Here is a 24,388-nt window from a genome sequence, read left to right on the forward strand (position 1 = left end):
CCACTCATGACGTCCGCGACGACACCAGCGATGGTCGTGCCCCCGCCCGACCCTCCGGTGACGAGCGGGACCCGCAGCCGGCGACCGCCGCGCTTCCCGTGACGCGTCGGGGACTCCAGGCCAGGGACGACTCTGGAGCAGCGAGACCGATGACTCCGGCGGTCAGAGACGGACGACGGCCCAGCCAAACTGCGCGATCCCGGCGCGCGCCGCGACCGGGCCCACCTCCGTGGCGGCCAACCTCGAGCCGGTCTCCAGCTGCGGGTGGATCGCGGTGATGACCCGGTCCTCCTCGTCGAGCAGGGCGGTGGCACCCGCCGCCACGAGCAGTCGCTCGACGGCGTCGAGGAAGGCGCGGACGTCGAGGTCGGCGGCCACCACGCCCAGCGTCTCGCCGCCCACGGTGAGCGGCACGGCCGCGGTCATCGTGACGTCGTCGGTGCCCCAGCTGTCGACGTACGGGGAGAGCAGCGTGGGCGCCCCGCTGGCGTAGGGCACGCGGAACCAGCGGGCCCGGGGGACGTCGTAGAAGGAGTCGGACCTGGGGTTGAGGACGTGTTGCTTGACGCGGACCTCGCCGTCCCGGATGACCCACCAGGCCATCGAGGGCACCCCGGCCCCCGACTCGGTCGGCGGGCGGACCGCCAGGCCGGCCCCGGTGACCAGCGCCCGGTTCCGGAGCATCGCGCCCACGTCGGGCTCGAGGGCGTCCCAGGCCCGCGGTTCACCGAAGACCGGGTGCCGGGTGAGGTCGAGCCGCCGGGCGGCCGTCTCCCCGAGCCCGGTCAGGTCGCCGAAGACCGGGGCGGTCAGCTCGACGACACCGGCGGCGGCGTCCCGCAGCGCACCGTCGGCGGACGCCGGCGCCGTGCCGGCCATCAGACGGCCCACCCGCGGGTCCGCAGCTCCGCGACCCGCCCGGCCACGTGGTCGACCGCCCGGACCACGCACCCGCGGGCCACGTCGGGCTCCGCGTCGCGGACGGCGCGGACGGTGGCCTCGAACAACTGCGACACGGTCGACCTCACACCTGTGTCCACGTACGCGAGGGTCAGCAACGGCGCGTACTCCACCTGCAGACCGATCATGCTCGTGCTCAGCCGCACCGACTGCGCCGCCGCCGCCAGCTCGATGAGGAAGCGGCTGTCGGCCCGGCGTGCCTCCACCTCGTCGCCGGCGGTGGACAGCCGATCGCTGCCCCGCTCGAGCAGGGCGACGTTCTCGGCGGAGGCCCGGCGGGCGGCGAGCGCCGCGGACTCCGCCGCGACGGCGCGCCGCCAGTCGGCCAGGTCGCGCAGGTCCAGACCGGACAGCGGTCGGGCCTGCTCCGCCGCCGCACGGAGCTGGTCCGGCCGCCCGGCGGTGACGACGGTGCCGCCCCCGCGGCCGCGCTTGGTGGTGACCAGCCCCTGGTCCCGCAGCTGGGTGAGGGCCTCCCGGAGGGTCACCGGGGAGATGTTGAACTGCGCCGCGAGGTCGGCCTCGGCCGGCAGCTGCTCGCCCTCGGCGAGCACCCCGAGGGTGATGGCGGTGCGCAGCCGGACCGCCACGACGTCCGCCCGGCCCTGGTCGGCCAGCGGCGCGAACAGCACCCGCCGCGTCAGCGTCGACAGCAGATCGGTGCGCACGTCACCTCCGGTCCCGTGGCGTCGCGGACGCCGATCCCGGCGGCCACCCTAGTCGGCCCGGCCGGGCCGGACCGGTCGTCGGACGCGGGACTAGACGGCCCGGAAGACACCGTCGTCCTCACGCACCCGTCCCGCCCGCCGCAGGCGTTCGAGGTGCAGCTCGGCCGTCCGGCGCTCGACGGCGGCCACGAAGGGCAGCTGGACATGGGGGCGGTACACCAGCCGCCGGGCGACGACGTCGGCCACCGTCAGCGGCTCGGCCAGCATCGCGAGGAGCGCCTCGTCGCGGCGGCCGATCACCGCGGCGAACTCGTCGAGCCGGGCGAGGAACTCCGTCCGGCCCTCGACGACCCCGCGCTGGTGCGCGGTGCCGTACCAGCGGGCCTCGACGTCCCGGAGCCGCGCCAGGGAGGCCTCGAAGGCGTCCAGGTCGCTGCCGACGTCGCCGTAGTACGGACCGAAGGACGTCAGGTCGATGTCGCCGGTGAAGAGGAAGCCGTCCGGCTCGACGAGGAAGCCGCAGTGGCCCGCGGTGTGCCCGGGGAGGTGGACGACGGTCAGCGACCGGCCGCCGAGGTCGATCACCTCACCGTCCGCGACGGGCCGGACGTCCGCGTGGCCGACGAGGGAGAAGGTGTCGCGCAGGGTCGCGCGGAACTCCGCCGCCTCCGGGCCGGCCATCCCGAAGCCCGAGAGGAGGACCTCCGGGTCCCGGACCGCCGGGGCGTCGGCCGGGTGCACCAGGGCGGGCACCTCGGGGAAGACGTGCAGCCCGGAGACGTGGTCCTCGTGGCCGTGGCTCACCGCCACCAGGTCGACCGCCCCCGTGGCCCGCCCGCGGCGCGAGACCTCGAGGGAGGGGTCGACGAGGACGGTGGCCTCGGACCCGGAGACCAGCAGCGAGTTGCCGCAGGGATAGCGGCCGCCCTCCGGGGACGCGAGGACGGTCACGCCCCCGTACCGGACGTCGTGATCAGCACCTGGACCCATGCGTGCAGTGCACCCCCTCGCGGCGTCGGGCACCGGTCGGACCCCCGCAGAACACGATCCGGTAACCGCCCGGCCGACGACCGTTGACTCAAACCGACAGGGCTATATGTTTACCCGCACGCCGAGGTGGACCTCCGGCCGACGACCCGGTCCGACGTCCACCCGCAGCGACAGCAGGCCGGACACCCACGCGGCCGCTGGACGAGGTTCCCCCGCTGAGGCCCTGCTGACTCCGAGGAGTTCGACGTGAGTGATGTCCGTGTCGCGGTGATCGGCGCCGGGGTCTGCGGGCTGTCCACCGCCACGGAGCTGCAGGACCTCGGCGTCGGGGACGTGGTCGTCCTCGACGCCGGCCACCCCGGCGACGGGTCGTCCGGGCTGTCCGTCGGCATGGTCGAGACCCAGTACGTCGAGGCCGCCGACATCGCGGTCCGGGCGCACGGCCGTCGCCACTACGACCGCCTGGAACGCGACCACGGGCTGACCTTCGTCCGCGGCGGCTACCTGCGCACCGCCCGCAGCGCGGCGGACCTCGACGCCTACGGGCGCAGCATCGAGCGGCAGCGCGCCGCCGGCGTGCCCGACGCCGAGGTCCTGACCCCGGCCGAGATCGCCCGGCGGTGGCCGCACCTGGTGGTCGACGACCTCGTCGGCGGGCTCTTCGGCCCCTCGGACGGGCACATCGACGGCTACGAGTACTGCACGCTGGCCGCCCGGCTCGTCCGGGAGCGGGGCGGGCGGGTCCTGACGAACGAGCGGCTGGTCGGCGCCGAGGCGTCGTCGGGCGGGTGGACGCTGCGGACCCCCCGCCGGACGGTCGAGGCCGACGTCGTGGTCAACGCCGCGGGCCCGTGGGCGGGCGCGGTCGGCGACCTGCTCGGGGCGCCGGTGCCGCTGGTCCCGCAGCTGCACGGCGCGGTGACCATCGAGCTGACCGAGCCGCTCACCCCGCTGCTGCCCTTCGTCATGGACTACGTGCCCGGGTCCGGACGGGCCGGCGTCTACTTCCGCTCCGAGCGCGCCGACCAGCTCATCGCGGGGCTGCACGTGGAGGAGGCGGTCGCCGACGCCGTCTCGCCCGACGTGCCCCTCGGCCGGGTCGACGACGCCTTCCTGGAGGAGCTCGTCGAGCGGCTGACCGAGCGACTCGCCGACACCGACGGCGCGGCGATCGGGCGCAGCTGGACCGGTCTCTACCCGATGACGCCCGACCACCGGCCGATCGTCGGGCGCCACCCCTCCCGCGCCGACGTCGTCTGCGCCGTCGGCGGCGGCGGCAACGGCATCCAGCTCGCCCCCGCCATCGGCCGGGTCGCCGCCGAGGCGCTCGTCGGCGTCCCCGAGCCGACCTTCGCCGCCACCGACCCGGGCTGGGACCCGGCCCGTCTGGCGCCGGCGGCGCCGGCCGCCACCCAGGCCCCCTGACCGCCCCGTCCGATCCCCCGCACGCAAGGAGAGTCCCGGTGACCACCAAGCTCGACTACGGATCGACCGACCTCGGCGACGCCGACCTCGACGCCCGCTTCGAGGCCGCCCTCGCCGAGGCCCGCAAGGGCAGCGAGGTGCTCGCCCACGTCATCGCCGGGCGGCCCGACGAGCGCGGCGCGACGTTCACCCGCGAGGACCCCTGCGCGCCCGGGACCGTGGTCGCCACCGCGCGCACCGCCGACAGCGCCGTGGTCGCCGACGCCGTGGCCGCCGCCCGCGCCGCGACCCGGGGCTGGCGGACGACGCCCGCCGCGGACCGCATCGCGGCGCTGCGGCAGGCGAAGGCCGGGTTCGCCGACCGCGCCGCCGAGATCGCCGGCGTCGTCTCGGCCGAGACCGGCAAGACCCGGCTCGAGGCGCTGGCCGAGGCCCAGGAGGCCGTCGACCTCGTCGAGCACTACTGCGCCGAGATGGAGCGCAACGACGGCTTCGTCACCCCCCTGCGGTCGGCACCGGGCGAGCGCAACACCGACGTCCTGCGCCCCTTCGGCGTCTTCGCCGTCATCGCGCCCTTCAACTTCCCCGTCGCCCTGGCCGTCAACATGGCCGCGGCCGCGCTGGTCACCGGCAACACCGTCGTCGCCAAGCCGTCGGACAAGACGCCGCGCTCCACGGCGCTGGCGTGGGAGATCCTGGGCGCGGCGCTGCCCGCCGGCGTGCTGAACGTCGTGCACGGCGGCGCGGACACCGGCCGCGAGCTGGCCGGCGCCGCCGTCGACGGGATCGCCTTCACCGGCTCGGCCGCCGTCGGCTGGCAGCTGGTCCGCGAGCTGGGTCAGGGCGCGTACGCCCGGCCGGTGCTCGCCGAGATGGGCGGCAGCAACCCCGCGATCGTCACCGCCACCGCCGACCTCGACGACGCCGCGCACGGCATCGCCCGCTCCGCGTTCGGCCTGTCGGGCCAGAAGTGCAGCGCCTGCCGCCGCGTGGTCGTCGACCGCCGCGTCGCCGACGAGCTCGTCGCCAAGCTCGCCGCGGCGGCCGAGGCGATCGTCGTCGGCGACCCGGCCGACCCGCGCACCGGCATGGGCCCGGTCGCCGACGACGCCGTCAGCCGCCGCATCGACGACGCCCTCGCCGCGGCGGCGCGCGACGGCCGGGTGGTCACCGGCGGCCGCGCCGAGGAGCGCAGCGGCAACTTCTACCGCCCGGTCGTCGTCGCCGACCTGCCGCTGGGCCACCCGCTGACCCGCGAGGAGCTGTTCGCGCCGTTCGTCACCGTCACCGCGGTGGACGGGTTCGACGAGGCGATCGCGGAGGCCAACGCCGTCGACTACGGCCTGTCGGCCGGCGTCTTCACCGGCGACCAGGACGAGGTCGACCGCTTCCTCGACGAGATCGAGGCCGGCGTCGTCTACGTCAACCGGCGTGCGGGCGCGACCACCGGCGCCTGGCCCGGCATCCAGTCCTTCTGCGGCTGGAAGGCCAGCGGCTCGTCCGGCAAGGGCGGCCTGGGCCCCTGGTACCTGCCCGGCTTCATGCGCGAGCAGTCGCGCACCGTCGCCGGCTGACCGACCCGACCCCACCGACCGAGGAGGCACCGTGACGGTCGCCGAGCTCCGGGACCGCGCCCGCCGCGTCATGCCGGGCGGCAACACCCGCAGCACGCTCTTCGTGCCGCCGCACCCGCCGTACGCGGTGTCCGGCAGCGGCTGCGTCGTCACCGACGCCACCGGGCACCAGGTCGTCGACTGCAACAACAACTACACGGCGCTGATCCACGGCCACGCCCACCCCGAGCTGGTCGCGGTGGCCACCGAGGCAGTGGCCGCCGGGTCCGCCTTCGGGTTGCCGACGGAGTCCGAGGTGGTCTGCGCCGAGCTGCTGCGGGAGCGGGTGGGCCTGCCGAGCTGGCGGTTCTGCAACTCCGGCACCGAGGCCGTGATGATGGCGCTGCGCGGCGCCCGCGCGGCCACCGGCCGCGACCTGGTGGTCCGCTTCGCCGGCAGCTACCACGGCACCTACGACGCCGTCGTCGACCCCACCGCCCCGGGCGTCCCCGGCAGCGTGGCCGAGGCCGTGGTGACCCTCCCGCAGGGCGACGCGGGGGCCTTCGCCGACCTGATGCGGGCCCGGGGCGGCGAGGTGGCCGCCGTCCTCGTCGACCTCATGCCCAACCGGGCCGGGCTGCGGCCGGCGGACCCGTCGTTCGTCGAGCTGGTGGCCGCGCTGACCCGCGGGGCGGGCGCGCTGCTGGTCGTCGACGAGGTCATCACCCTGCGGCTGGAGGTCGGTGGCCTGCACAGCCGCTACGGCGTCGAACCCGACCTGGTCACCGTCGGCAAGGTCGTCGGCGGCGGGTTCCCGGTGGGCGGCGTCGGCGGGCGCCGCGAGGTCCTCGACGCCTTCAGCCCGCTCGCCGACGGCGCGGTCAGCTGGGGCGGCACCTTCAGCGCCAACCCGGTGACCATGCGCACCGGCACGGCGGCCCTGCGGCTCTTCGGCGCCGACGAGGTGGCCGCCCTCAACGCCCGCGGCGACCGGCTGCGGGAGGAGCTCGCCGCCCGCGGTGTCGCGGTCAGCGGCTCGGGCTCGCTGGTCCGGCTCCTGCTGCCCGACCCGGGCGCCACCTGGTGGCGCCTCTACGAGCGGGGGGTGCTGGCCGGCACCAACGGCCTGCTCGCCCTCTCGACCCCGATGACCGACGACGACGTGGACACCGTCCGCGACGCCGTCCTCGCCGCTGTGGAGGTGGCCGCGTGAGCGCCGTGGCGCAGGAACCCGTCGTCGTCCTCGACCGGATCCACAAGCAGTTCGGCGACCTCGTGGTCGTCAAGGACGTCTCGCTGTCGGTCGCCCGCGGCGAGGTCGTGGCGATCATCGGCCCCAGCGGGTCGGGCAAGAGCACGCTGCTGCGCTGCATCAACCTGCTCGAGCGGGCCGACTCCGGCCGCGTCGAGGTGGTCGGCCGGGCGGTCGAGCCCGGCGCCGGCGTCTCCCACCGCGACCTCGCCGCCCTGCGCCGCAACGTCGGCATGGTCTTCCAGTCGTTCAACCTGTTCCCGCACATGACCGTGCTGCGCAACGTCTCCCTCCCGCAGGAGCGGGTGCTCGGCCGCAGCCGCGCCGAGGCCGACGAGCGCTCCCGGCAGCTGCTCGAGCGGGTGGGCCTCGGCGCCAAGGCCGACACCTACCCCTCCCGCTGCTCCGGCGGTCAGCAGCAGCGGGTCGCGATCGCCCGCGCCCTGGCCCTCGACCCGGAGGTCATGCTCTTCGACGAGCCGACGTCCGCGCTGGACCCGGAGCTGGGCCTGGAGGTCCTCGCCGTCATGCGCGAGCTGGCCGCCGACGGCATGACCATGGTCGTCGTCACCCACGAGATCCACTTCGCGGCCGACGTCGCCGACCGCGTCGTGGTCATGGCCGACGGCGCGATCCTCGAGGAGGGCAGCCCCGAGCAGGTGCTGCGCACGCCGGCCACCGACCGTGCCCGGCGCTTCCTCAGCGCGGTGGTCGACCGCTGATGGACGTCCTCGAGGCTGTGCTGCTCGGGGTGCCGGTCACCCTGCTGGTCACGGTCCTGGCGTTCGCGCTGGGCGCCGTGCTGGCGGTGCCCCTGGCGGCGGCCCGGCGGTCGCGGGTGACGCCGGTCCGCTGGCTGGGCCGCGTCGTCATCGACGTCGTCCGCGGGATCCCGCCGGTGGTCTGGCTGTTCCTCATCTTCTTCGGCCTGGGCAGGGACCTGATCCGGCTCGAGCCGATCGAGGCCGGGGTGATCGGGCTCGGGATCATCTCCGCCGGCTACCTGGCCGAGATCTACCGCGGTGGGCTGTCCGCCGTGCACCGCGGGCAGTGGGAGGCCGCCTCGGCGCTGGGGATGGGCGGCAGCGACACGCTGGTCCGCATCGTGGCGCCGCAGGCGTTCCGGGTCTCGCTGCCCGCCGCGACCACCTACGCGATCAGCCTGCTCAAGGACTCCACGATCGTCTCGGCGATCGGCGTCACCGAGATCCTTTTCCGGGCCACGCAGAGCGCCCGGTCGATGGGGGCGGGACTCACCCCGTTCTTCGTCGCCGCGGCGGTCTACATCCTGCTCAGCGCGCCGCTGGCCTGGCTGTCCCGCGGCCTCGACGCACGACTCCGGGCGCGGGTGGCGCGATGACCGGCCTGCTGACCTCGTGGGGCGACTGGCTGCCCCGGCTGCTGGAGGGCCTGCTCACCAGCCTGCAGCTCACCGTGGTGAGCCTGCTGATCGGGGTGCCGCTCGGCCTGGCGCTCGCCCTGCTCAGCTCGGCGCGCAACCGGGCGGTGCGGTGGACGGCCATCGGCCTGGTGGAGATCGGCCGCGGCACGCCGGCGCTGGTCATGCTGCAGTTCGTCTACTACGGGCTGCCCTCGGCCGGGCTGTCCCTGACCGCCTTCGTCTCCGCCATCGCGGCGCTGTCGCTCACCACGGCCGGCTACACCAGCGAGATCCTCCGCGGCGGCCTGCAGGCCGTGCCGGCCGGGGAGACCGAGGCGGCCGGTGCCCTGGGCATGTCGCGCCGGGACACGCTCCGCTACGTCATCGTCCCGCAGGGGGTCCGGATCGCCCTGCCGTCGCTCATGGGCTTCGCGATCCTGATCTTCCAGGCCACGTCGCTGACCTTCACGATCTCGGTCGTCGAGCTGCTCAGCCAGGCCTACTCCATCGGCGCGGCGACCTTCCGCTACCTCGACGTCCTCGTGCTGGCCGGGCTGCTCTACCTGGCCGTGACGATCCCCGCCGGCTGGCTGACCAACGGCACAGAACGGCGGCTGTCCCGCCACCTCTGACGGCACCACCCGCTCCACCCACCGCACCGCAGCGCGACGGCGATCCCGCCGTCGGGCCCGTTCGTCCTGAGGAGATCACCGTGAAGACGCACCGCCTGAGCGCCGCCGTCCTCGCCCTCGGTTCCGCCGTGGCCCTCGTGGGCTGCGGATCGGACCCGGCCGGCGAGGTGGCGGCCGACTGCGAGCCCGCCCACCAGTTCGAGACGGTCGAGGAGGGCGTGCTCACCGTCGCCCTGACCAACACCCCGCCCTACTCCTTCGAGGAGGGCGGCCAGGCCGAGGGCATCGACAGCGACATCCTCAAGGAGATCGCCGCCGACGAGTGCCTGACGATCGAGTACGAGGCCTACACCTACGCCACCGCGGTCCCGGCCGTGGAGACCGGCCGGGTCGACGTCGCGGTCGGCGGCTTCTACCGGACCGCCGCGCGCGGCGACGTGGTCACCCTGAGCGCCCCCGTGTACCTCGACGAGCTCACCGTGATGTCGGCCGACGGCGTCTCGACCGTCGACGACCTCATCGGCAAGCAGGTGGGCACCGTGGAGGGCTACCTCTGGGTCGACGCGCTGCGCGAGCTGCTCGGCGACAGCCTGCGGACCTACCCCGACTCGCTCAGCCTCGCCCAGGACCTGACCGCCGGGCGCCTGGACATCGGCCTGGACGGCTACGGCGCCGCGGCGCAGTCCACCGAGGGCACCGACTTCCGGATCGAGGTCCTCGAGACCGACCCGCGGGTCCCCGCGACCGAGGAGCCCTCGCAGACGAGCCTGCTGCTCGACCCGAGCAACGACGCCCTGGCCACGGCGATCGACGAGCACGTCACGCAGATGCGCGCGGACGGCTCGCTGGTCGAGATCCTCGAGGCCAACGGGCTGCCGGCGTCGGCCGCCGAGGTGGGCGACCCCCGGCTGATCTGACGGTCCGCCTGCAGGTCAGGGGCCCGTGGTCGCGCTCACCCGTGGCCACGGGCCCTCCCCGTCTGCCGGTGGGGTGCCGTGCCGGTCCCCGTCCACGGCGGTGCCGGTCCCCGTGAGCACACGGGGTCGGCCAACCACTCCGCCGGCCGGGCGCCATCCCGGATCGGGCTCACGCGGCGGTGACGCACGCCCACACGTGCTTGCGACCGTCGTCGACCGTCCAGCCGTGCGTGCGGCACAGCCGGGCCACGAGGTGCAGGCCCAGGCCCCCGTCGACCGGGTCACGGTCGACGGCCGGCACCGGAGGACTCTCGACCGCGGCATCGGTGACGTCGACGAGCCAACCGCCGCTGGCGGCCACGACGCAGACGGCGACCGGCGACCGGCCGTGGCGCATGCCGTTGGAGGCCAGCTCCTCGTAGACCAGGAGCAGCTCGTCGACGTCCACCGGCGCGCGGTCTCGCAGCTCCGCCGTGCGCACCGTCGCCTGGAGCTGGTTCCGGCTCACCGTGAGGTCGACGGGCGTGCACAGCTCCCGTCGCCAGACCGCACGGGCGACGTCGGGCACGGTCGGGAGCGGTCGCTGAGTCCACATCACCTGGTCCATCGGCCACCCTCTGCTCGGGGAGGAGCGAGGCCCCGGACCGATCGGCACGTGTCCGCTCCAGGCTCCGGCGGTCGGGCAGGGCACAGGGACCCTGCTCCTTGCGGCCGCTGCTGTTCTGTAATCCGAGCGTAGGCCTGCGGGGGTCGGGGCCGCCCGGCCGAGCGCGTGCTCCACCGGCGAGGGGTGACCCGACACGCTCGGCCCTGTCGCTGCAGTCACGGGGTGCACCAGGAGATGGCGCGTCAGGTGACCGGGTCGGACGGGCTGAGGGGCTGGGCCCCTCGCACTGCGGGGGTGGGCCGACGCGGAGCCGGGGGCCAGGGTGCCGAGGGGGGTCCGGAGGACGGTGGAACCGGCCCTACGAGGAGTCGCTGAGCGGGGCTCGAGCTCCTGGTCGGCGCTGGGGAGGTGGCGGCGTCACCAGGTCGCCGGACACCGCCGGCAGCACCCGGTCGACGTAGTCCCGCACCGCGGCCTGCATCCCGACGTCCCGGCCGGCCGCCTCGGACAGGAACCACCGGTGCTCGAGGACCTCGTGGAAGATCTCAGCGGCGTCCAGCCGGCTGCGCAGGTGCGCGGGGACGGCGGCGATCGTCGGCTGGTAGCTCTCGTTCAGCCAGCGGATGGCGGCCGCGGTCTCGGAGACCGGGCCTCCCGCCACCTGTTCGAGCGCGGCCCGGTAGCTCACGATGTCGGCGAGGAGGCGGCGGGCCTGCTTCTCCTGGACGTCCAGCCCCGTCCGGCTGAACAGCGCCCGCCGGCAGTCGCCGGGCTCCGCGACGCGGGTGGTGAGGCGCAGCCGGCTCCCGCCGGCCGGGTCCTCGACGAGCTCCACCTCACCGACGTCGAACCCCAGGTCCTGGAGCCTGCGGATCCGCCCGGCGACGCGGAGCTGCTGCTCCTCGCGCGACACCACCTCCTCGCTGGTCAGCTGGGCCCACAGCTGCTCGTACCGCGCCACCAGGTCGGCCGCCGCCAGTGCCGGGTCGACGTCCTCGGCCAGGGAGCCGCTCTCCCGCAGGGCCGTCAGTTCGCTGACGACCCGGGCGTAGGCGACGTCCGTGTCGTGGTCCCGCTGGCTCTGGGTGAGCCGCTCGTGCACCTCCCCCGTCTCGGCGTCCACGAGGTAGGCGGCCAGCGTCCCGGCGTCGAAGCGGAACAGGGTGTTGGCCAGGGAGCAGTCGCCCCACACGATCCCGGCCAGGTGCAGGCGGACCAGCAGCTCCACCTGCGCGTTCATCACCCGGTCGATCAGGTGCGCGCCCCGCGGGTTGGCGAACAGCGCGAGGAACGACGACGAGTAGTCCAGGAAGCGGGTGACGAGCACCGCCTGCTGGTCGCCGGGCCGGTCGACGACGGCGCCGACGACCTCGACCGCCGGGATGCCGAGCTCGTGCAGTCGGCGCAGCACCTCGTACTCGCGGCGAGCGGGTCGCTCGGGCAGCTCCTTGAGCGCGAACACGCGTCCGGCCTCCGCCACGAACCGGACGACGTGACGGGAGCGCCCGTGCTGCGGGATCTCGACGAGCCGGTCGTCGGTCCACTGCGCGAGCGGGACGTCCCAGGGCAGGGTGAGCAGATCGGCCGCCGCCTCGGCGGGAGGACTGAACACGAAGCGCATCCCGGACCTCCGGTTCCCGGACCCGGTTCTGATGCGAGGTTAGCGCGCGCCTCCTCGGATGCCGCACGATCGGCCGCAGGCCGGCGCGCCGCCGGGGCCGGCGCCGTGAGGGCGAGCGGGGGCGTGCCGACGGCCGCCCACGGTCGGCTGCGGCACCGCGTGTCCCCGGTGTCCGTCCGGGTCGTCAGCCCGGCCAGGGTCCACACCCACCGGTCGGCGGCCACAGCGAGGTGGTCGGGGACGAGCTCAGCGGCACACCGGGCCTCCGAGCCGTCGGCGGCAGACCCGTCCCGGGTGGGGACCTCGAACACGGCTGAGGTGGTCGTGCACCCTGCGGATGACGACCTCCCCGCCCCGACCGCGGAGACCACCCGCTCCACCGACCCGTGCCGGACGTCGCCGACGGCGAACACCAGGGCACGCTGGTCTCGAACTCGTGGACCCCATCCCGGCGGAGCCGCCGCGTCGATCTCCCGGATCGGGTGGTCGGACATGGTCGCGCCGACCGCCTGGATACGGCCGACGATGACCGCGGCGCCCGGCCGGTCTGCCCGCTCCCCTGGGTGGCTGGCGCGAGCCCTCCAACACCCAGGCCGACCTGCGCGACGCCTTCGCCGCCGCCGTCCTCGAGGCCCTCGACACGTGAGCCACCCCTGCTTCTGCGGACGGGGCGAAGCCGTCAAGACGCCGAGACGTGCGAGACGTGTCCGCCGCGGCGGAAGGAGGGGCGTCTTCGCAGGCGGAGGGGACACGGGACCGCAGCGGACCAAGGCGGACAACGGAGCGCGAGGAGGAATCGTGGCGAGACACGGTGGTGGGGAACGGCTCCTCGGATCCGCGCTGACGCCGCCGTCGGCCCGCCGGCGAGTCGGCTCCGGCGTCTGAGGTGACTCACGGGGTCGTGCTCCGCTACAGATCCGGTTCAGACGGGTCGGGCGAGCGCGACGAGAACCCGTGTCCGTGAGCCGTCCCGGCGGGGGCGGATGCCGGGTGGATCCTGCTCCTCCTCTTCCCCGTACGGACGTCGCGACCAGCAGCCGGCAACCGCGGCGGTTCCGTGGTGATCGGGCTGCATCCTGCTGTCGGCCGGGACGGATGCCGCTCCGCCCTGCTCGACGAGCTCGTCCGGCCAGTGCGGCAGCCGCGCCTGTGGTGCTGTCCCTCAGGTCAGCAACTGCCGCTCCATGAGGACCTTGACCAGCTCGGCTCGCCGTCTCACGCCGAAGCGCTTCAACATCTGGGCGATGTTCAGCTTGATCGTGTGCACGCTGAACTGCAGTGCCTCGGCGATCTGGTGGTTGTCCGCCCCGTCTGCGACGAGTCGCAGGATGGCGAGTTCACGATCAGTGAGCGGGGAATGGTCCTTGCCTCGCCTCGACCCGATGAGGGAGGCGTTGACCACGCGCGGATCGAAGTAGGCCCCTTCCGCCTTCGCCGTCCGGAGCGCGTGCGGGAGGGCGCTCGTGGACGTGTCCTTGAGCAGGTAGCCCACCGCGCCCGCGTGGATGGCGCCCTGCAGCAGGTCCTCGTTGGCGAAGGCCGTGAACATGAGGACGGCCGTCCCGGGCACCCGTTCGGACAGCTCCTCACACAAGGGGAAGCTGTTCCGGGTCCCGAGTCGGAGGTCGAGCAGGACGAGGTCGGGCTCCGTCTCCTGGATCAGGGCCAGGGCACGACGGGCGTCGGTCGCTCCACCGCAGTACTCGAGGTCCGGTTCCTTGGCCGCCATGGCCTCGACCGCGAACAGGATGATGTCGTGGTCGTCGATCGCGCAGAAGCGCACCACGTCGTCCACCGCGTCACCACGTGCGGGGCACGTCGAGGCAGACCCTGGTGCCCTCGTCGGCGCTCGAGTCGATCGTCAGGGACGCTCCGATCCTGGCCGCGCGCCGGCGCATGGACGTCACCCCGAGGTGCCCCATGCTGGACAGCTGGGCCGGGTCCAGGTTCACGATGGGAGACCCCCGGCCGTCGTCCGTGACGCGCAGCGTCACGCCGGTCGCCGAGCTGTCGATGCTGATGGTCTGCATGGTGCAAGCGGAGTGCTTGAGCGAGTTCGTCAGGGCCTCGGCGCCGACCTGGACGACTGCCTCGGCCACGTGGGACGGCAGTGGGGCCTCCGTCATCGGGCCGATGACGAGGACGGTCCGCGAGACGCCCGGCCGAGCCCTGACGGAGGTGATGCTGTCGAGGACCTGACTGACGCTCATCTGCGCAGGGCCCCGCGGCACCAGCTCGCTCAGTTCGGCGCGCAGGGTCTGCAGTGCGTCGGCAGCCGACTGGCGGATGGCCTCGACCGACGCCGCGGCCGCCCCGTCCTCGGCGGATGCCGCGGCCTGCTCGGCGGTGAACCCGATCTCGACCAGACGACGCACCACCGAGTCGTGGATGGCGTGCGCGAAGTCCTCGCGTAGTCGGCCCAGTCGAGCGCTCTGCGCGGACTCCTTGAACTCCGAGGTGTTCATGAGCAAGGACACGTACTCGGCGTACTCGCTGAGCAGACGCTCGTCGGTCTCGCTGTACGGCCGTGGGGTCCGGTTGCCCACGTACAGGACGCCGTGGACCTCGCTCCCGCTCCGGGTCAACGGGGCCGCGACGGCGGAGAGGATCCCCTCGTCGAGGGTCTCGCTCACTGGCGCCTCGAGCAGTCGCTCGTCACGTGCGTAGTCGATGGAGGTGACGACCCTGCCCGTCCTGCGGGCCAGACCCCCCAGGCCCTGGCCGAACTCCATCCGCAGGTGTCGGAAGTCCGGGGTGTAGACCTTGGAGAACGACGCGAAGTAGTAGTGCGTGCCGCTCGGCTCCTGCTCGGGCAGCGCCAGGTAGGCGGCGTCCGAGCGGAGGAGCACCCGTGCGGTGTCGACCAGGGAGCGCAGTCGCCCCATGGGCCCCGCACCGCTGGTGTCGGCAGCCAGCACCGACCGGAGGGCAGAGCTGAGCTGACGCTGGATGTGCAGGGTGCCGCTCAGGCGCGACTCCCCCAGCGTTCGCGTGAGCCGGGGCAGGTCGGCGACCCCCCTGAGCCGCTGGAGTGACTGACACTCTCCACCGTCGACCTCGATGCCGACGAGGACCACTCCGCGACCGAAGGGGTCGCGCCACGGCATGGCCAGGGCCGACGCCAGGTGGAGGCCGAAGGGGCGCAGCCTGGACCGGGCCGCCACTCCGGACACGCTCACCGGCGCCAGCGTGTCCAGCGACTGGTTCAGGCGCAGCGGCTCGTTCGCGATCGCCGGCTCGAGACCTGTGGAGCAACTGTCGGAGAGGACGAAGAAGTCACTCCCCCCGGTGCCGGTCGGCTGGTAGAGGGCGATGGCCCGCTCGCTGAGGACCGCCTCGCGCAACTCGACGAGGATCTCCCGGAGCGAGTCGAACACCGCCCGGGAACCACCTCCGTCGGCCCAGTAGACCTGCGCTGCCTCCGGGATCACGCCGGGGGCCTGCCGCGCTCGGCCGGGGAGCGACCGGGCTCCAGCGGCACGGGTGTCGGGTGTGCCAGGGGACGGCCCTCCTGTGGCTGGGGCGATCGGCTCCCCCCGAGCCTAGGGGCGGCTCGGGGGGAGCGTCACGCTACTGCCGCGCGAAGCTGGAGTCGGCGGGCGCCGGCTCCACTCCGCGGACGTCGGGCAGCGCCATCTTGCGGCGGTCCTCGTCGTCGGGCACCCAGCACCGGGCGATCTCGTCCATCGTGGCGAACCAGACGCCGTCCTTCTCCGCGAGGTGCTGGATGAGCCGCTCGTACCACATGATGTGGTGCGCCTGCCCGATGATCTGGGGGTGCACGCACGTCGCGTACACGGCGTTCTCGACGTTCTGGTAGGCGTAGTCGAAGATGTCCCGCCACCGCCGGAAGATCGTGTCGGTGTCCTGCATGCCCGTCGACGTGCCGGTGTAGGCCAGCGGCGGGAAGTCGTCGAGATACCAGTTCACCGGGATCTCCAGCACCTCGCTCGCCCGGCCGGCGACGTTGCCCTTCTCCCAGTTCACCTGCCACCGCTGGGGGTGGTACGGCACGAGGTCGCGGGCCATGAGGCTCGTGTCGTAGGTGAAGCCGGACTCCTCGATGATGTCGAGGGTGTTGTCGCTGTAGTCCCAGTAGGGCGAGCGGTAGCCGGTGGGGCGGATGCCCAGCTGGTTCTTGAAGCTGTCGAAGGCGAGGTCGACCAGGCGCCGCTCGGTGTCACGGCTGATGCCCGGCGGGATCTCGTGGTAGTAGCCGTGGTGACCGAACTCGTGCCCGTCCTCGAGGATCTTCCGGCACCACTGGGGGAACGTGTCCACGGAGTGGCCGGGGGTGAACCAGGTCGACTTGATGTCGTAGCGCTTGTACAGCTCGAGCAGCCGCGGCACTCCGACCTCGGCACCGAACTCGCCGCGTGACATGAAGGCCGGGCTCGGCCGGTTGAACGCCCCCAGCCAGAGCGCCTGGGCGTCGAAGTCCGTGCCCAGGTTGACGGCGATCCTCTTGCCCTCGGGCAGCTGCAGGTGTCCCACGTGCGTGACCTTCTCTCTGTTGTGGAGGGGATCCGGTGGCCGTGGCCGTCAGTCGTCCGACGGCAGGAGGTCGATGACCTGCACGGCTGCTTCCTCGATGCGGTCGCGGCTGTACAGGAGCGGGAAGGCGTCGTTGCGCACCCACGGCTCGAACAGGTCGGTGTAGTGCGGGCTGTCGTGGTTCCCGGACTGTCCGGGCGCGTTCATGGCCGTCGAGGAGTCCCACTCCCCCACGTCGATGGCGATGCGGAACGTCGATCCGGCGGTCTGGACGAAGTTCGGCCCGTAGGCGGTGTTGCCCACCGTGTCGCCGCTCCCCCCGCGCGGGAGGGGTCCCACCGACAGCCTGTCCTCCGGGACACCGGTCAGCAGGGCCCGGAGCGGGTGGGTGGCCCGGGCGACGTGCAGCCGGCCCCAGGCCCACTCGCTGCGGTCCGGTCCCAGCAGCTCCCCGAGGTCGGCGAGCGCCGTCGCCAACGTCTGCGGCACGGCGGCGGCCAGGAAGCCGGCCGGGTCGGGCCCGAGCCGGTGCCCCGGGGACTCCAGGAGCTCGATGTCGATCCGGGCGTCGGCGAGCAGGTCCTCCTTGTTGGCGATGGCGGCGAGGACGTCGGCGTTGTCGTCGCGGGCGGTGACCTCGGCGACTGCCCGGGCGAGCAGGGCCGGCCGCAGGTGCCGTCGGTACCAGACCTCGAACAGGGCTGCGGCAGGTGAGTGGGGGCGCAGGTCACCGTCCCAGTCGAGGAGGAGGTCGAGCCCGTCGATCTGGTCGCGGTCCGGGAGGTCCAGCCCGCGGACGGCGGCCAGGATCCGCTGCGCCGGGATGCTGACGTAGTCCCCCTGCAGGTCCACCATGTCCTGGACGGTGGCCGCGGTCAGGCCGCCGAGGACGTCGTCGATGCGGTGCCGGCGGTACGGGGCGTACCAGTCGTAGGTGATGTGCCGATCCGGGGGGAAGTCCTCCGGCAGGTTCATCTCGTTCGCCGTGGCCAGCCACCCCCGCTCGGGGTTGAGCGCACCGGGCAGTTCGTCCATGTCGTAGAAGCCGGCCCACTCGTACCTGCCGTCGCCGGGCACCGGGAGCGTGCCGTCCCAGTTGGGCCGGATGGGGGTGAGGCCGCCGGTCTTCCAGCCGATGTTGCCGCGGGTGTCGGCGTAGACCTGGTTCTCCGGGGGCGCGCCCCACCGGTTCATCGCGCCCAGGAACTCGTCCCAGTTGCGCGCCCGCATGTAGTCCATGCTGCCGAGGTAGGGGGCCATGCCGGGCTCGAGCCAGGCGGCCCGCACGGCGAACGCGGTGTTCGTGGAGGGGTCGCTGCGGATGACGGGGCCGTGCCGGGTGAAGGCGAGCTCCACCTCGACCTGCCCGCCGCCGGCCACCTCGATCGTGTCCCGCTCGACCCGCATCGGTTCCCACCGGCCCTGGTACCGGTACTCCAGCGGGTCGTCGGGGTTGAGGTCGTAGACGTACAGGTCCTCCTGGTCGATCGCGAAGATCGTCAACCCGAAGGCGATCTGGCCGTTGTGGCCGATGCTGATGCCCGGCAGACCCGGTTCACCCCCGCCGATGACGTCGAAGCCGGGAGCGCTCAGGTGAGCCAGGTAGCGCAGGCCGGGGAGCGCGGCCGCAGCCCGGTGCGGGTCGTTGGCGAGCAGCGGGCGCCCGGTGGCGGTCCGGTCACCGGAGAGGACCCAGTTGTTGCTGCCCTCGGGCAGGACGGAGCCCTGCGCCTCGCCGGGCTGGCGCGCGGTGAACACCGGTGGCGTGGTGGCCAGGTCGTACACCGCCAGGACGTCGTCAGGGATCCTGGCCAGGTCGAGCCCCTCCGGGACGACGAGCTCCCGGTGCGGCTCCCGCCGTCGCCGCAGCTCCTCGACGGCGACCCCGTGATCGCGGATCGTCAGAGCCCGCGCCACCTCCTCGCGGAGGTTGTAGAACAACCCGTGGCTGCGGATCCGGGTGACGTCCGCGGGGTCCCAGAACGACGGGGTGTAGCCGAGCTCCCGGAACTCGACGGGCAACAGCTCCGGGTCCTCGCGCGTGAGCTGGACGAAGGCGTTGATGCCCTCCACGAAAGCGGTGCTGGCGCGCTTGGTGTCCGACCCGTAGGACAACCAGTCGGCGTGGGCGTCCCCGCGGAACAGGAACAGGCGCGCGGCCCGGTCGCGCTCGACGTGCTCCGCGCCGAACACTTCCGACAACCGCCCCAGGCCCCGACGCCGCCAGAAGTCGATCTGCCAGAGCCGATCACGCGCTGCGTTGAAGCCCTGCGCCCTGAACGCGTCGTAGGTCGTGGCCGCGTACACGTGGGGAACGCCCCACCTGTCGACGATGATCTGCGCCGGCTCCGTCAGGCCCGGCACGACGAAGGTGCGCTTGTCGAGGTCGTGATCCCGAAGAGAAATGATCGCTCAACTCCCTCGTAGAGGTTCGGTCGCCGAGGTCCTGGCGTGCCGCGCGCCGCTGGCCGACTGCCGTCGCGGCGATCGCCCAGGTGCACTGAAGCCGGAACCGGTGGAGCCGCGCGGGCAGCATTCCCTCGTTCGAACGGCGAGCCGGGACTAGCCAGGCGGCTAGTGGACGCAGGCGGCGGTGGCCCGTTCCTGACCGGAGCGCCCTGGGGAGCAGGACGAGCCGGGGGGTCGACCGCGTGCGGTCCTCCGCCACGAGGAGCGGGGCCGACATCGCCTGTGGGAAGCAGCCGCCACGGCGTCGGTGGGCGGGAACGGGTACCGAATGAGCGGAGATGCTGCACTCGAGGGTGGCATTGCTGGTCCCTCGACGACGGCCGCGAGGCACCCTGCTGTGCCACCCGTCGGTGGCTCAGGGGTCTGCTCAGGATGGAGCAGTCCCAGGCGCGGGGCCGCACTCGTCACCGGGACGCATCGCGACGCCGGCTCAGCCAGTGGCTGATCTCGATGCCGGCGAGCGCGGGCGCTGCTCGACCGGCTGCGGATGTTGGCGAGGCCTCCACCAGCCGGGGCGCCGCGCTGCGCGAGCAGCTCGCCTCGCCGACCACCTGCCCCGCAGCGGCTGTCGCAGGGTGTTCCCTCAAGCAGCGAGGCCGGGTGGGACGAGCACCAGCTTTCCGATGTGCCCCTTCGTCAGGGAACGCCTCCTGCGCGAGGGCGATCTCCGCCAGGGGGTACGTGCGCGAGACGACCGGTCGGACCTCGGCGCGTTCGACGTACTCGATCGGGTTCTCGAAGACCTCGTCCTCCTGGAACGTGCAGCCGAGCAGCGAGAGGTCCTTGAGGTACAGCGTGCGCAGGTCGATCTCCGCGATCGGCCCTCCGATGGCCCCCGCGATGGCGTAGCGACCGCCGGGCCGCAGGAGGTCGAGCCACTGCGGGAACTGGGCCCCGCCGACGAGATCCATCACCACGTCGACGCTCGCCCTGCCGAGGGTGCGGACCAGGTCCTCGCCGCGATCGACGATCCGATCGGCACCCTGAGCCAGCACGTCGGCGGCCTTCGCGGCCGAACACACCGCGGTGACCGTCGCGCCCCGGCGCTTGGCGAGCTGCTCCGCGGCGCGTCCCACGCCCCTGGGAGGCGCCGGTCACGAGCACCCGTTCCGCCTCCACCGCGGCCCGGTGCAGCATGTTCTCCGCCGTGGAGTAGGCGCAGGGCACAGCCGCGAGTTCCTCGTCGCTCCAGTCGCTCCGCACGGCATACGCCTCGCGAGCGGGAGCGACCGTGAACTGCGCGAATCCGCCGTCACTGTGATGAAGCCGACCCAGCGTGCCGCGCCTACCGTTGGGCGACTGCCCCAGGCACAACGCCACGAGGGGGCTGTGGCACGCCGGCACGGCCAGGGCTCCCCACGGGCATCCGGACCGCGACGACACGGCGCAGACGGGAAAGACTGGGGCTCAGTGGGGCGCCGCGGATCTCCCCAGATCACCACGGGCCGTTGAGCTGAAGCTTTGCTCCCCCGATTGGACTCGAACCAATAACCCTGCGATTAACAGTCGCATGCTCTGCCAATTGAGCTACGGGGGATGGGCGGGTGCGACCCGCGCGCCTCACGAATGTACCCCACGCCCTCCGGCGCTCTGCGCAGGCCCTCCGGATCGCGGACGATCGCGTCGCGCCGTAGCGTGATCACGAAGCAGTCCGCCCCGCGACCCCGGAGGTCCCCGTGGCCAAGTTCTCCTTCCTCCTCGGCTTCGGCGCCGGATACGTGCTCGGCGCCCGGGCCGGCCGCGAGCGCTACGAGCAGATCCGCGGGCTGTGGTCCGACGCCAAGGACAACCCGCAGCTGCAGGGCCTGGCCGGGATGGCGCAGGCCCGCGCCGACGACGTCGTCAGTTCGGTGAAGGCCAAGATGGGCCGCGACACCGGCTCCAACGGCGCACCCCCGCGCAGCACCGGCACCACGACGACGCCGCCCACCACGGCCACCGAGTCCCCCGACCTGACCGCGCTGCCGGTCGACCCGCCGCCGGTCGGCTGACCCTGCCACGAGCAGCCGACCTCAGCCCGGCTGCTCCGCGGCCAGCGCCTCCTCGAGCTTGCGGCGGGCCACCTCGCGCGCCTCCGGGTCGCTGCGGTCGGCGTCGTCGTCGAACACGACGGTCCACTCCCGCGCCGCCTGACCCGGCACCCGGCGCGCCACGAGCACCACCCCGCCGCCGTTCGGCAGCGGCGAGCGGCGGCTGGCGACCACCGTCTGGTCCACCCGGCGGCGCACCACGGCCGGCAGGTCGCCGGCGTCGCTGAGCGCGTGCCGCTTTGCGGGCTCGCGCGCCTGGACGCCGGGCTCCACCTCGGTCAGCGCGCTGACGGTGAAGCTGCCGCCGCCGTCGTCGTCGGTGGCCGCCCAGCGCGCCGAGCCGACCTCGTGCCAGCGCAGCACCCCCACGTCGCCGGCCGCGTCCAGCGGGAGGTCCGCGGGGACGACGCGCAGCCCGCGGCTGGTGGCCACCAGCCAGCCCTGCCCCCGGACCAGCGTGCCCCAGGCCAGCACCCGCTCCTCGGGGTCGGCCGACGCCTGCACGACGGCGCGCACCGGCTCCGGCGGGCGGGTGAGCCGGCGGCGCAGGGCCGACGCGAGCCTCACGTGAGCCCGCCGATCGCCCGCTGCCGCAGCGAGATGGCCTCCTGCTCCAGCGCCATGAGCTTCGAGAAGGCGCGCATGTACGCGTCGCCCTCCTCGACCGGGTTCATCCGCTGCAGCCTGGCCTTGAGCGCGGTGACCTGCCGGACGATGGCCATCTCCTGCAGCCGGGCCAGCACCGCCGAGACGTAGCCGGCGTCGCCCTCCCCCACCGACCGCAGCGGCTCCACCGCCAGCGCGGTGAGCTGGGCGCGGGCGGTCTCGCGCTCGCAGTGCGCGGCCACCAGGTCCAGCCACTCCGGCCCGGTGACCCGCGCGGCCGCCGCTCCCCCGGCCTGTGCCACGGCCGCGGCGACGGCGGCGTAGTCCGGGTCGGTGTAGGCCTCGGGCGGGACGGCGTCGAAGGAGGGCCCGGCGATCTCGGGCACCTGCAGCGCGGCCTTGACCGCCTCCCGCTCGACCGCCAGCGCGGCGTCGTCCGGGGTGCGCTTGGGGACCCGCGGCCGCGACCGCGAGGACGCCACCTCCCCGCCGGTGATCCGGCGCACCCGCTCGAGCACCTCGCCCTCGTCGGTGTCGCCGATCAGCCCGGCCAGCCGGCGGGCGTAGGCCGGGCGCAGCGCGTGGTCCTTGACCTGGGCGATCAGCGGCGCCGTCCGGTCCAGCGCGGCGACCCGCCCCTCGACGGTGTCCAGGTCGTACTCGGCCAGCGTGGTCCGCAGGACGAACTCGATCAGCGGGGTCCGCCGCGCCACGAGGTCCCGGACGGCGGCGTCACCGTGCGCCTGGCGCAGCTCGCAGGGGTCGCGCCCGTCCGGCTCGACGGCCACGAAGGTCTGCGCGACGAAGCGCTGGTCCTCCTTGAACGTCTTGAGCGCGGCGGCCTGACCCGCGGCGTCGCCGTCGAAGGTGTAGACGACCTCCCCGCGGAACTCGTCCTGATCCATGAGCAGCCGGCGCAGCACGCCGATGTGCTCGGCGCCGAACGCGGTGCCGCAGGACGCGACCGCCGTCGTCACCCCGGCCAGGTGGCAGGCCATGACGTCGGTGTAGCCCTCGACGACGACGGCCTGGTGCTTCTTCGCGATGTCCCGCTTGGCCCGCTCGATGCCGTAGAGGACGCTGCTCTTCTTGTACAGCGGCGTCTCGGGGGTGTTGAGGTACTTGGGGCCCGGGTCGTCGTCCATGAGCTTGCGGGCGCCGAAGCCGATGACGTCGCCGGTGATGTCGCGGATCGGCCACACCAGCCGGCGGTGGAACCGGTCGATGAGCGTGCCGCGCGAGGACTCCTTGGCCAGGCCCGCGGTCACCAGCTCCTGCTGGCTGTAGCCCCTCGCGCGCAGGTGCCGGGTCAGCGCGTCCCACCCGCCGGGGGCGTACCCGCAGCCGAAGTCGACGGCGACCTGCCGGTCGAAGGCGCGGTCGGCGAGGAACTGGCGCGCGGGCGCGGCCTCGGGGCTGCGCAGCTGCTCGGCGTAGAAGGCCGCCGCCTCGGTGTTCGCGGCGACCAGCCGCGCGCGCTGCCCGGCCTGCGCCCGGTCCGGCGCCCCGGTGGGCCGGCCGCCGTCGTCCTCGTAGGTCAGGTCGATGTTCGCGCGGGCGGCCAGCCGCTCGACCGCCTCGGTGAAGCTCAGGTGGTCGATCTGCTGGACGAAGCTGATGACGTCACCGCCGGCCCCGCAGCCGAAGCAGTTCCCCGTGAGGATGTTGTCCTCGAGCGTGAACGCGTGGGTGCCGGGCACCTCGGCGCAGTAGACCTCCTCGATCCGATCGCTCCACTCCACCGACCGGACCACCCAGCGCTTGCGTTCGTACTTCTTGCGGTTGGCGGCGATGCGCCCGCGGTGGTGCTGCAGCAGGAAGAAGGAGTCGGGCAGCCCCTTGGTCATGAAGCGGACGTTGTAGACGTCGCTCATGACGCCGTCGATGCCGAGGCGGGTCTGCTTGGCCACCCCGTAGGTCCCGATGCCCAGCCGGGTGCACAGCGTCCGCACGTACTCGAGGTCGTCGACGCGGGCCGAGTTGAGGACGGCGTCCCCGTCGTCGGCCACACACCCGTCGGCGGCGAAGTAGCCGGCGAGCCAGCCGAGCAGGTATGAGGCGTCCTCGTCGAGGGCCGGTCGCTCGTCCTTGAAGTAGGCCGGGAGACCGTAGTACTTGGTGACCCCCTCGCCCTCCCAGCTACGGCAGCCGTCGAAGTACCGGGAGAGCTGCGCGTCCTTCTCGCCGAAGAGGTTGGCGATCGAACCGGAGCCCGCCCGCGTCCCGTCGCCGTAGACCAGTCCACGGGCGATGCCGAACGGGGACGGTCGCGTGGCCGGGTGCAGCACCCGGCTCATCGGGAACGACGGGGAGAGCTGGTCCCCCGGGCGCAGGTCCCTGGTCAGTTTCTCCCGGCGGTCCTGCCGCAGCTTCCCCGCCGGGACGAACCAGCGGTGCTCGTCGGTGGCGAAGAGCTCCTTCTCCCGGCCGTTGCGGGAGACGACGACGCGCATGAGCCGCTGCACGCCGTACGAGCGGAACGGCGCCTCGACCCAGCCGCCGTCCCCGTTCAGCACCCGGACCGTCCGCCCGGCAAGCTCCGCGATGGGCACGACGCCGTCCTCGGTGAGGACGCCGGTCTCGCCCGCGAGGCAGTGGTAGAGGTTCCGCGAGGGCGTGACGTGGAACGACGGCGACTTCTCGTCGTGGAACGGGCACAGGCCCTTGAGGCTGCCGCCCCCGGCGCGCTTGAGCTGCAGGTGCTCGCCGACCACCTCGTCGATCCGGCTGCGCTCGCGCACCAGCGCGATGTCCGCTGCTCGGATGCGTCCCCGGCCGGCCAT

General features: G+C 73.5%; 20 protein-coding genes and 1 tRNA gene. 8 read left to right on the forward strand and 13 right to left on the reverse strand.

Features of this window, described 5'->3' with window-relative positions; translation table 11 throughout:
* Positions 1-162: 162 nt before the first annotated feature.
* From ACFO3M_RS00935 to ACFO3M_RS00945, 3 genes are all read right to left on the reverse strand, one after another.
* On the reverse strand, positions 163-879 hold the full coding sequence (locus tag ACFO3M_RS00935) for a cache domain-containing protein (protein WP_387985166.1): 717 nt from the start codon (positions 877-879) through the stop codon (positions 163-165).
* The gene (locus ACFO3M_RS00940; protein WP_387985168.1) at positions 879-1,628 is read right to left on the reverse strand and encodes a FadR/GntR family transcriptional regulator; all 750 of its coding nucleotides are present in this window, start codon (positions 1,626-1,628) and stop codon (positions 879-881) included. Before ACFO3M_RS00940 ends, ACFO3M_RS00935 begins: the two co-directional genes overlap by 1 nt.
* Positions 1,629-1,718: 90 nt before the next feature.
* Positions 1,719-2,579 carry an MBL fold metallo-hydrolase gene (locus tag ACFO3M_RS00945; RefSeq protein ID WP_387985170.1) on the reverse strand — a complete coding sequence of 287 codons (861 nt, stop codon included), beginning with the start codon at positions 2,577-2,579 and terminating at the stop codon, positions 1,719-1,721.
* Between the two features lie 285 nt (positions 2,580-2,864).
* On the opposite strand from ACFO3M_RS00945, the gene ACFO3M_RS00950 reads away from it, so the two are divergent.
* The 7 genes from ACFO3M_RS00950 (at position 2,865) to ACFO3M_RS00980 (ending at position 9,778) form a co-directional block, all read left to right on the forward strand.
* Positions 2,865-4,043, forward strand: a complete 1,179-nt coding sequence (locus ACFO3M_RS00950; RefSeq protein WP_387985173.1) for an NAD(P)/FAD-dependent oxidoreductase — start codon at positions 2,865-2,867, stop codon at positions 4,041-4,043.
* Positions 4,044-4,081: 38 nt separating this feature from the next.
* Positions 4,082-5,617: an aldehyde dehydrogenase family protein gene (locus ACFO3M_RS00955; RefSeq protein ID WP_387985175.1), complete on the forward strand. Its 1,536-nt coding sequence runs from the start codon at positions 4,082-4,084 to the stop codon at positions 5,615-5,617.
* Between the two features lie 31 nt (positions 5,618-5,648).
* The gene (locus ACFO3M_RS00960; RefSeq protein WP_387985177.1) at positions 5,649-6,809 is read left to right on the forward strand and encodes an aminotransferase class III-fold pyridoxal phosphate-dependent enzyme; all 1,161 of its coding nucleotides are present in this window, start codon (positions 5,649-5,651) and stop codon (positions 6,807-6,809) included.
* Positions 6,806-7,570 (forward strand): amino acid ABC transporter ATP-binding protein, encoded by a 765-nt coding sequence (locus tag ACFO3M_RS00965; RefSeq protein WP_387985179.1) that lies wholly within the window; start codon positions 6,806-6,808, stop codon positions 7,568-7,570. The genes ACFO3M_RS00960 and ACFO3M_RS00965 overlap by 4 nt, the downstream gene beginning before the upstream one ends.
* Positions 7,570-8,208 (forward strand): amino acid ABC transporter permease, encoded by a 639-nt coding sequence (locus tag ACFO3M_RS00970; protein WP_387985182.1) that lies wholly within the window; start codon positions 7,570-7,572, stop codon positions 8,206-8,208. The genes ACFO3M_RS00965 and ACFO3M_RS00970 overlap by 1 nt, the downstream gene beginning before the upstream one ends.
* Positions 8,205-8,861: an amino acid ABC transporter permease gene (locus tag ACFO3M_RS00975; protein WP_387985185.1), complete on the forward strand. Its 657-nt coding sequence runs from the start codon at positions 8,205-8,207 to the stop codon at positions 8,859-8,861. Before ACFO3M_RS00970 ends, ACFO3M_RS00975 begins: the two co-directional genes overlap by 4 nt.
* Positions 8,862-8,941: 80 nt before the next feature.
* Complete coding sequence (locus ACFO3M_RS00980; RefSeq protein WP_387985188.1) at positions 8,942-9,778, forward strand: substrate-binding periplasmic protein; 837 nt, start codon at positions 8,942-8,944, stop codon at positions 9,776-9,778.
* Positions 9,779-9,947: 169 nt separating this feature from the next.
* Here ACFO3M_RS00980 and ACFO3M_RS00985 read toward each other — a convergent pair whose 3' ends face one another.
* The 8 genes from ACFO3M_RS00985 to ACFO3M_RS01020 form a co-directional block, all read right to left on the reverse strand.
* Positions 9,948-10,385: an ATP-binding protein gene (locus tag ACFO3M_RS00985; protein ID WP_387985191.1), complete on the reverse strand. Its 438-nt coding sequence runs from the start codon at positions 10,383-10,385 to the stop codon at positions 9,948-9,950.
* Positions 10,386-10,743: 358 nt separating this feature from the next.
* On the reverse strand, positions 10,744-12,006 hold the full coding sequence (locus ACFO3M_RS00990; protein WP_387985193.1) for a DUF4032 domain-containing protein: 1,263 nt from the start codon (positions 12,004-12,006) through the stop codon (positions 10,744-10,746).
* A 1,162-nt stretch (positions 12,007-13,168) separates the two neighbouring features.
* Positions 13,169-13,801, reverse strand: coding sequence for a response regulator transcription factor (locus ACFO3M_RS00995; protein WP_387985196.1), 633 nt, complete (start codon positions 13,799-13,801; stop codon positions 13,169-13,171).
* A gap of 4 nt (positions 13,802-13,805) precedes the next feature.
* Entirely contained in the window at positions 13,806-15,383 is a 1,578-nt protein-coding gene (locus ACFO3M_RS01000) for a GAF domain-containing sensor histidine kinase (RefSeq protein WP_387985199.1), read from the reverse strand.
* Positions 15,384-15,576: 193 nt separating this feature from the next.
* Complete coding sequence (locus tag ACFO3M_RS01005; protein ID WP_387985202.1) at positions 15,577-16,500, reverse strand: polysaccharide deacetylase family protein; 924 nt, start codon at positions 16,498-16,500, stop codon at positions 15,577-15,579.
* Between the two features lie 48 nt (positions 16,501-16,548).
* On the reverse strand, positions 16,549-18,864 hold the full coding sequence (locus tag ACFO3M_RS01010) for a penicillin acylase family protein (RefSeq protein WP_387985205.1): 2,316 nt from the start codon (positions 18,862-18,864) through the stop codon (positions 16,549-16,551).
* 509 nt (positions 18,865-19,373) lie between these two features.
* Positions 19,374-20,045 carry a zinc-binding dehydrogenase gene (locus ACFO3M_RS01015; protein ID WP_387985208.1) on the reverse strand — a complete coding sequence of 224 codons (672 nt, stop codon included), beginning with the start codon at positions 20,043-20,045 and terminating at the stop codon, positions 19,374-19,376.
* A 388-nt stretch (positions 20,046-20,433) separates the two neighbouring features.
* A tRNA-Asn gene (locus ACFO3M_RS01020) sits at positions 20,434-20,506 on the reverse strand.
* 139 nt (positions 20,507-20,645) lie between these two features.
* On the opposite strand from ACFO3M_RS01020, the gene ACFO3M_RS01025 reads away from it, so the two are divergent.
* Positions 20,646-20,960 carry a hypothetical protein gene (locus tag ACFO3M_RS01025; RefSeq protein ID WP_387985211.1) on the forward strand — a complete coding sequence of 105 codons (315 nt, stop codon included), beginning with the start codon at positions 20,646-20,648 and terminating at the stop codon, positions 20,958-20,960.
* 21 nt (positions 20,961-20,981) lie between these two features.
* Here ACFO3M_RS01025 and ACFO3M_RS01030 read toward each other — a convergent pair whose 3' ends face one another.
* Together ACFO3M_RS01030 and dnaG are read right to left on the reverse strand one after the other, a co-directional pair.
* Complete coding sequence (locus ACFO3M_RS01030) at positions 20,982-21,566, reverse strand: hypothetical protein (RefSeq protein ID WP_387985213.1); 585 nt, start codon at positions 21,564-21,566, stop codon at positions 20,982-20,984.
* Entirely contained in the window at positions 21,563-24,388 is a 2,826-nt protein-coding gene (gene dnaG, locus ACFO3M_RS01035) for a DNA primase (protein ID WP_387985216.1), read from the reverse strand. The genes ACFO3M_RS01030 and dnaG overlap by 4 nt, the downstream gene beginning before the upstream one ends.

This window comes from Geodermatophilus arenarius, from assembly GCF_042654585.1.
In the GTDB taxonomy this organism is placed as follows: Bacteria; Actinomycetota; Actinomycetes; order Mycobacteriales; family Geodermatophilaceae; genus Geodermatophilus; species Geodermatophilus arenarius.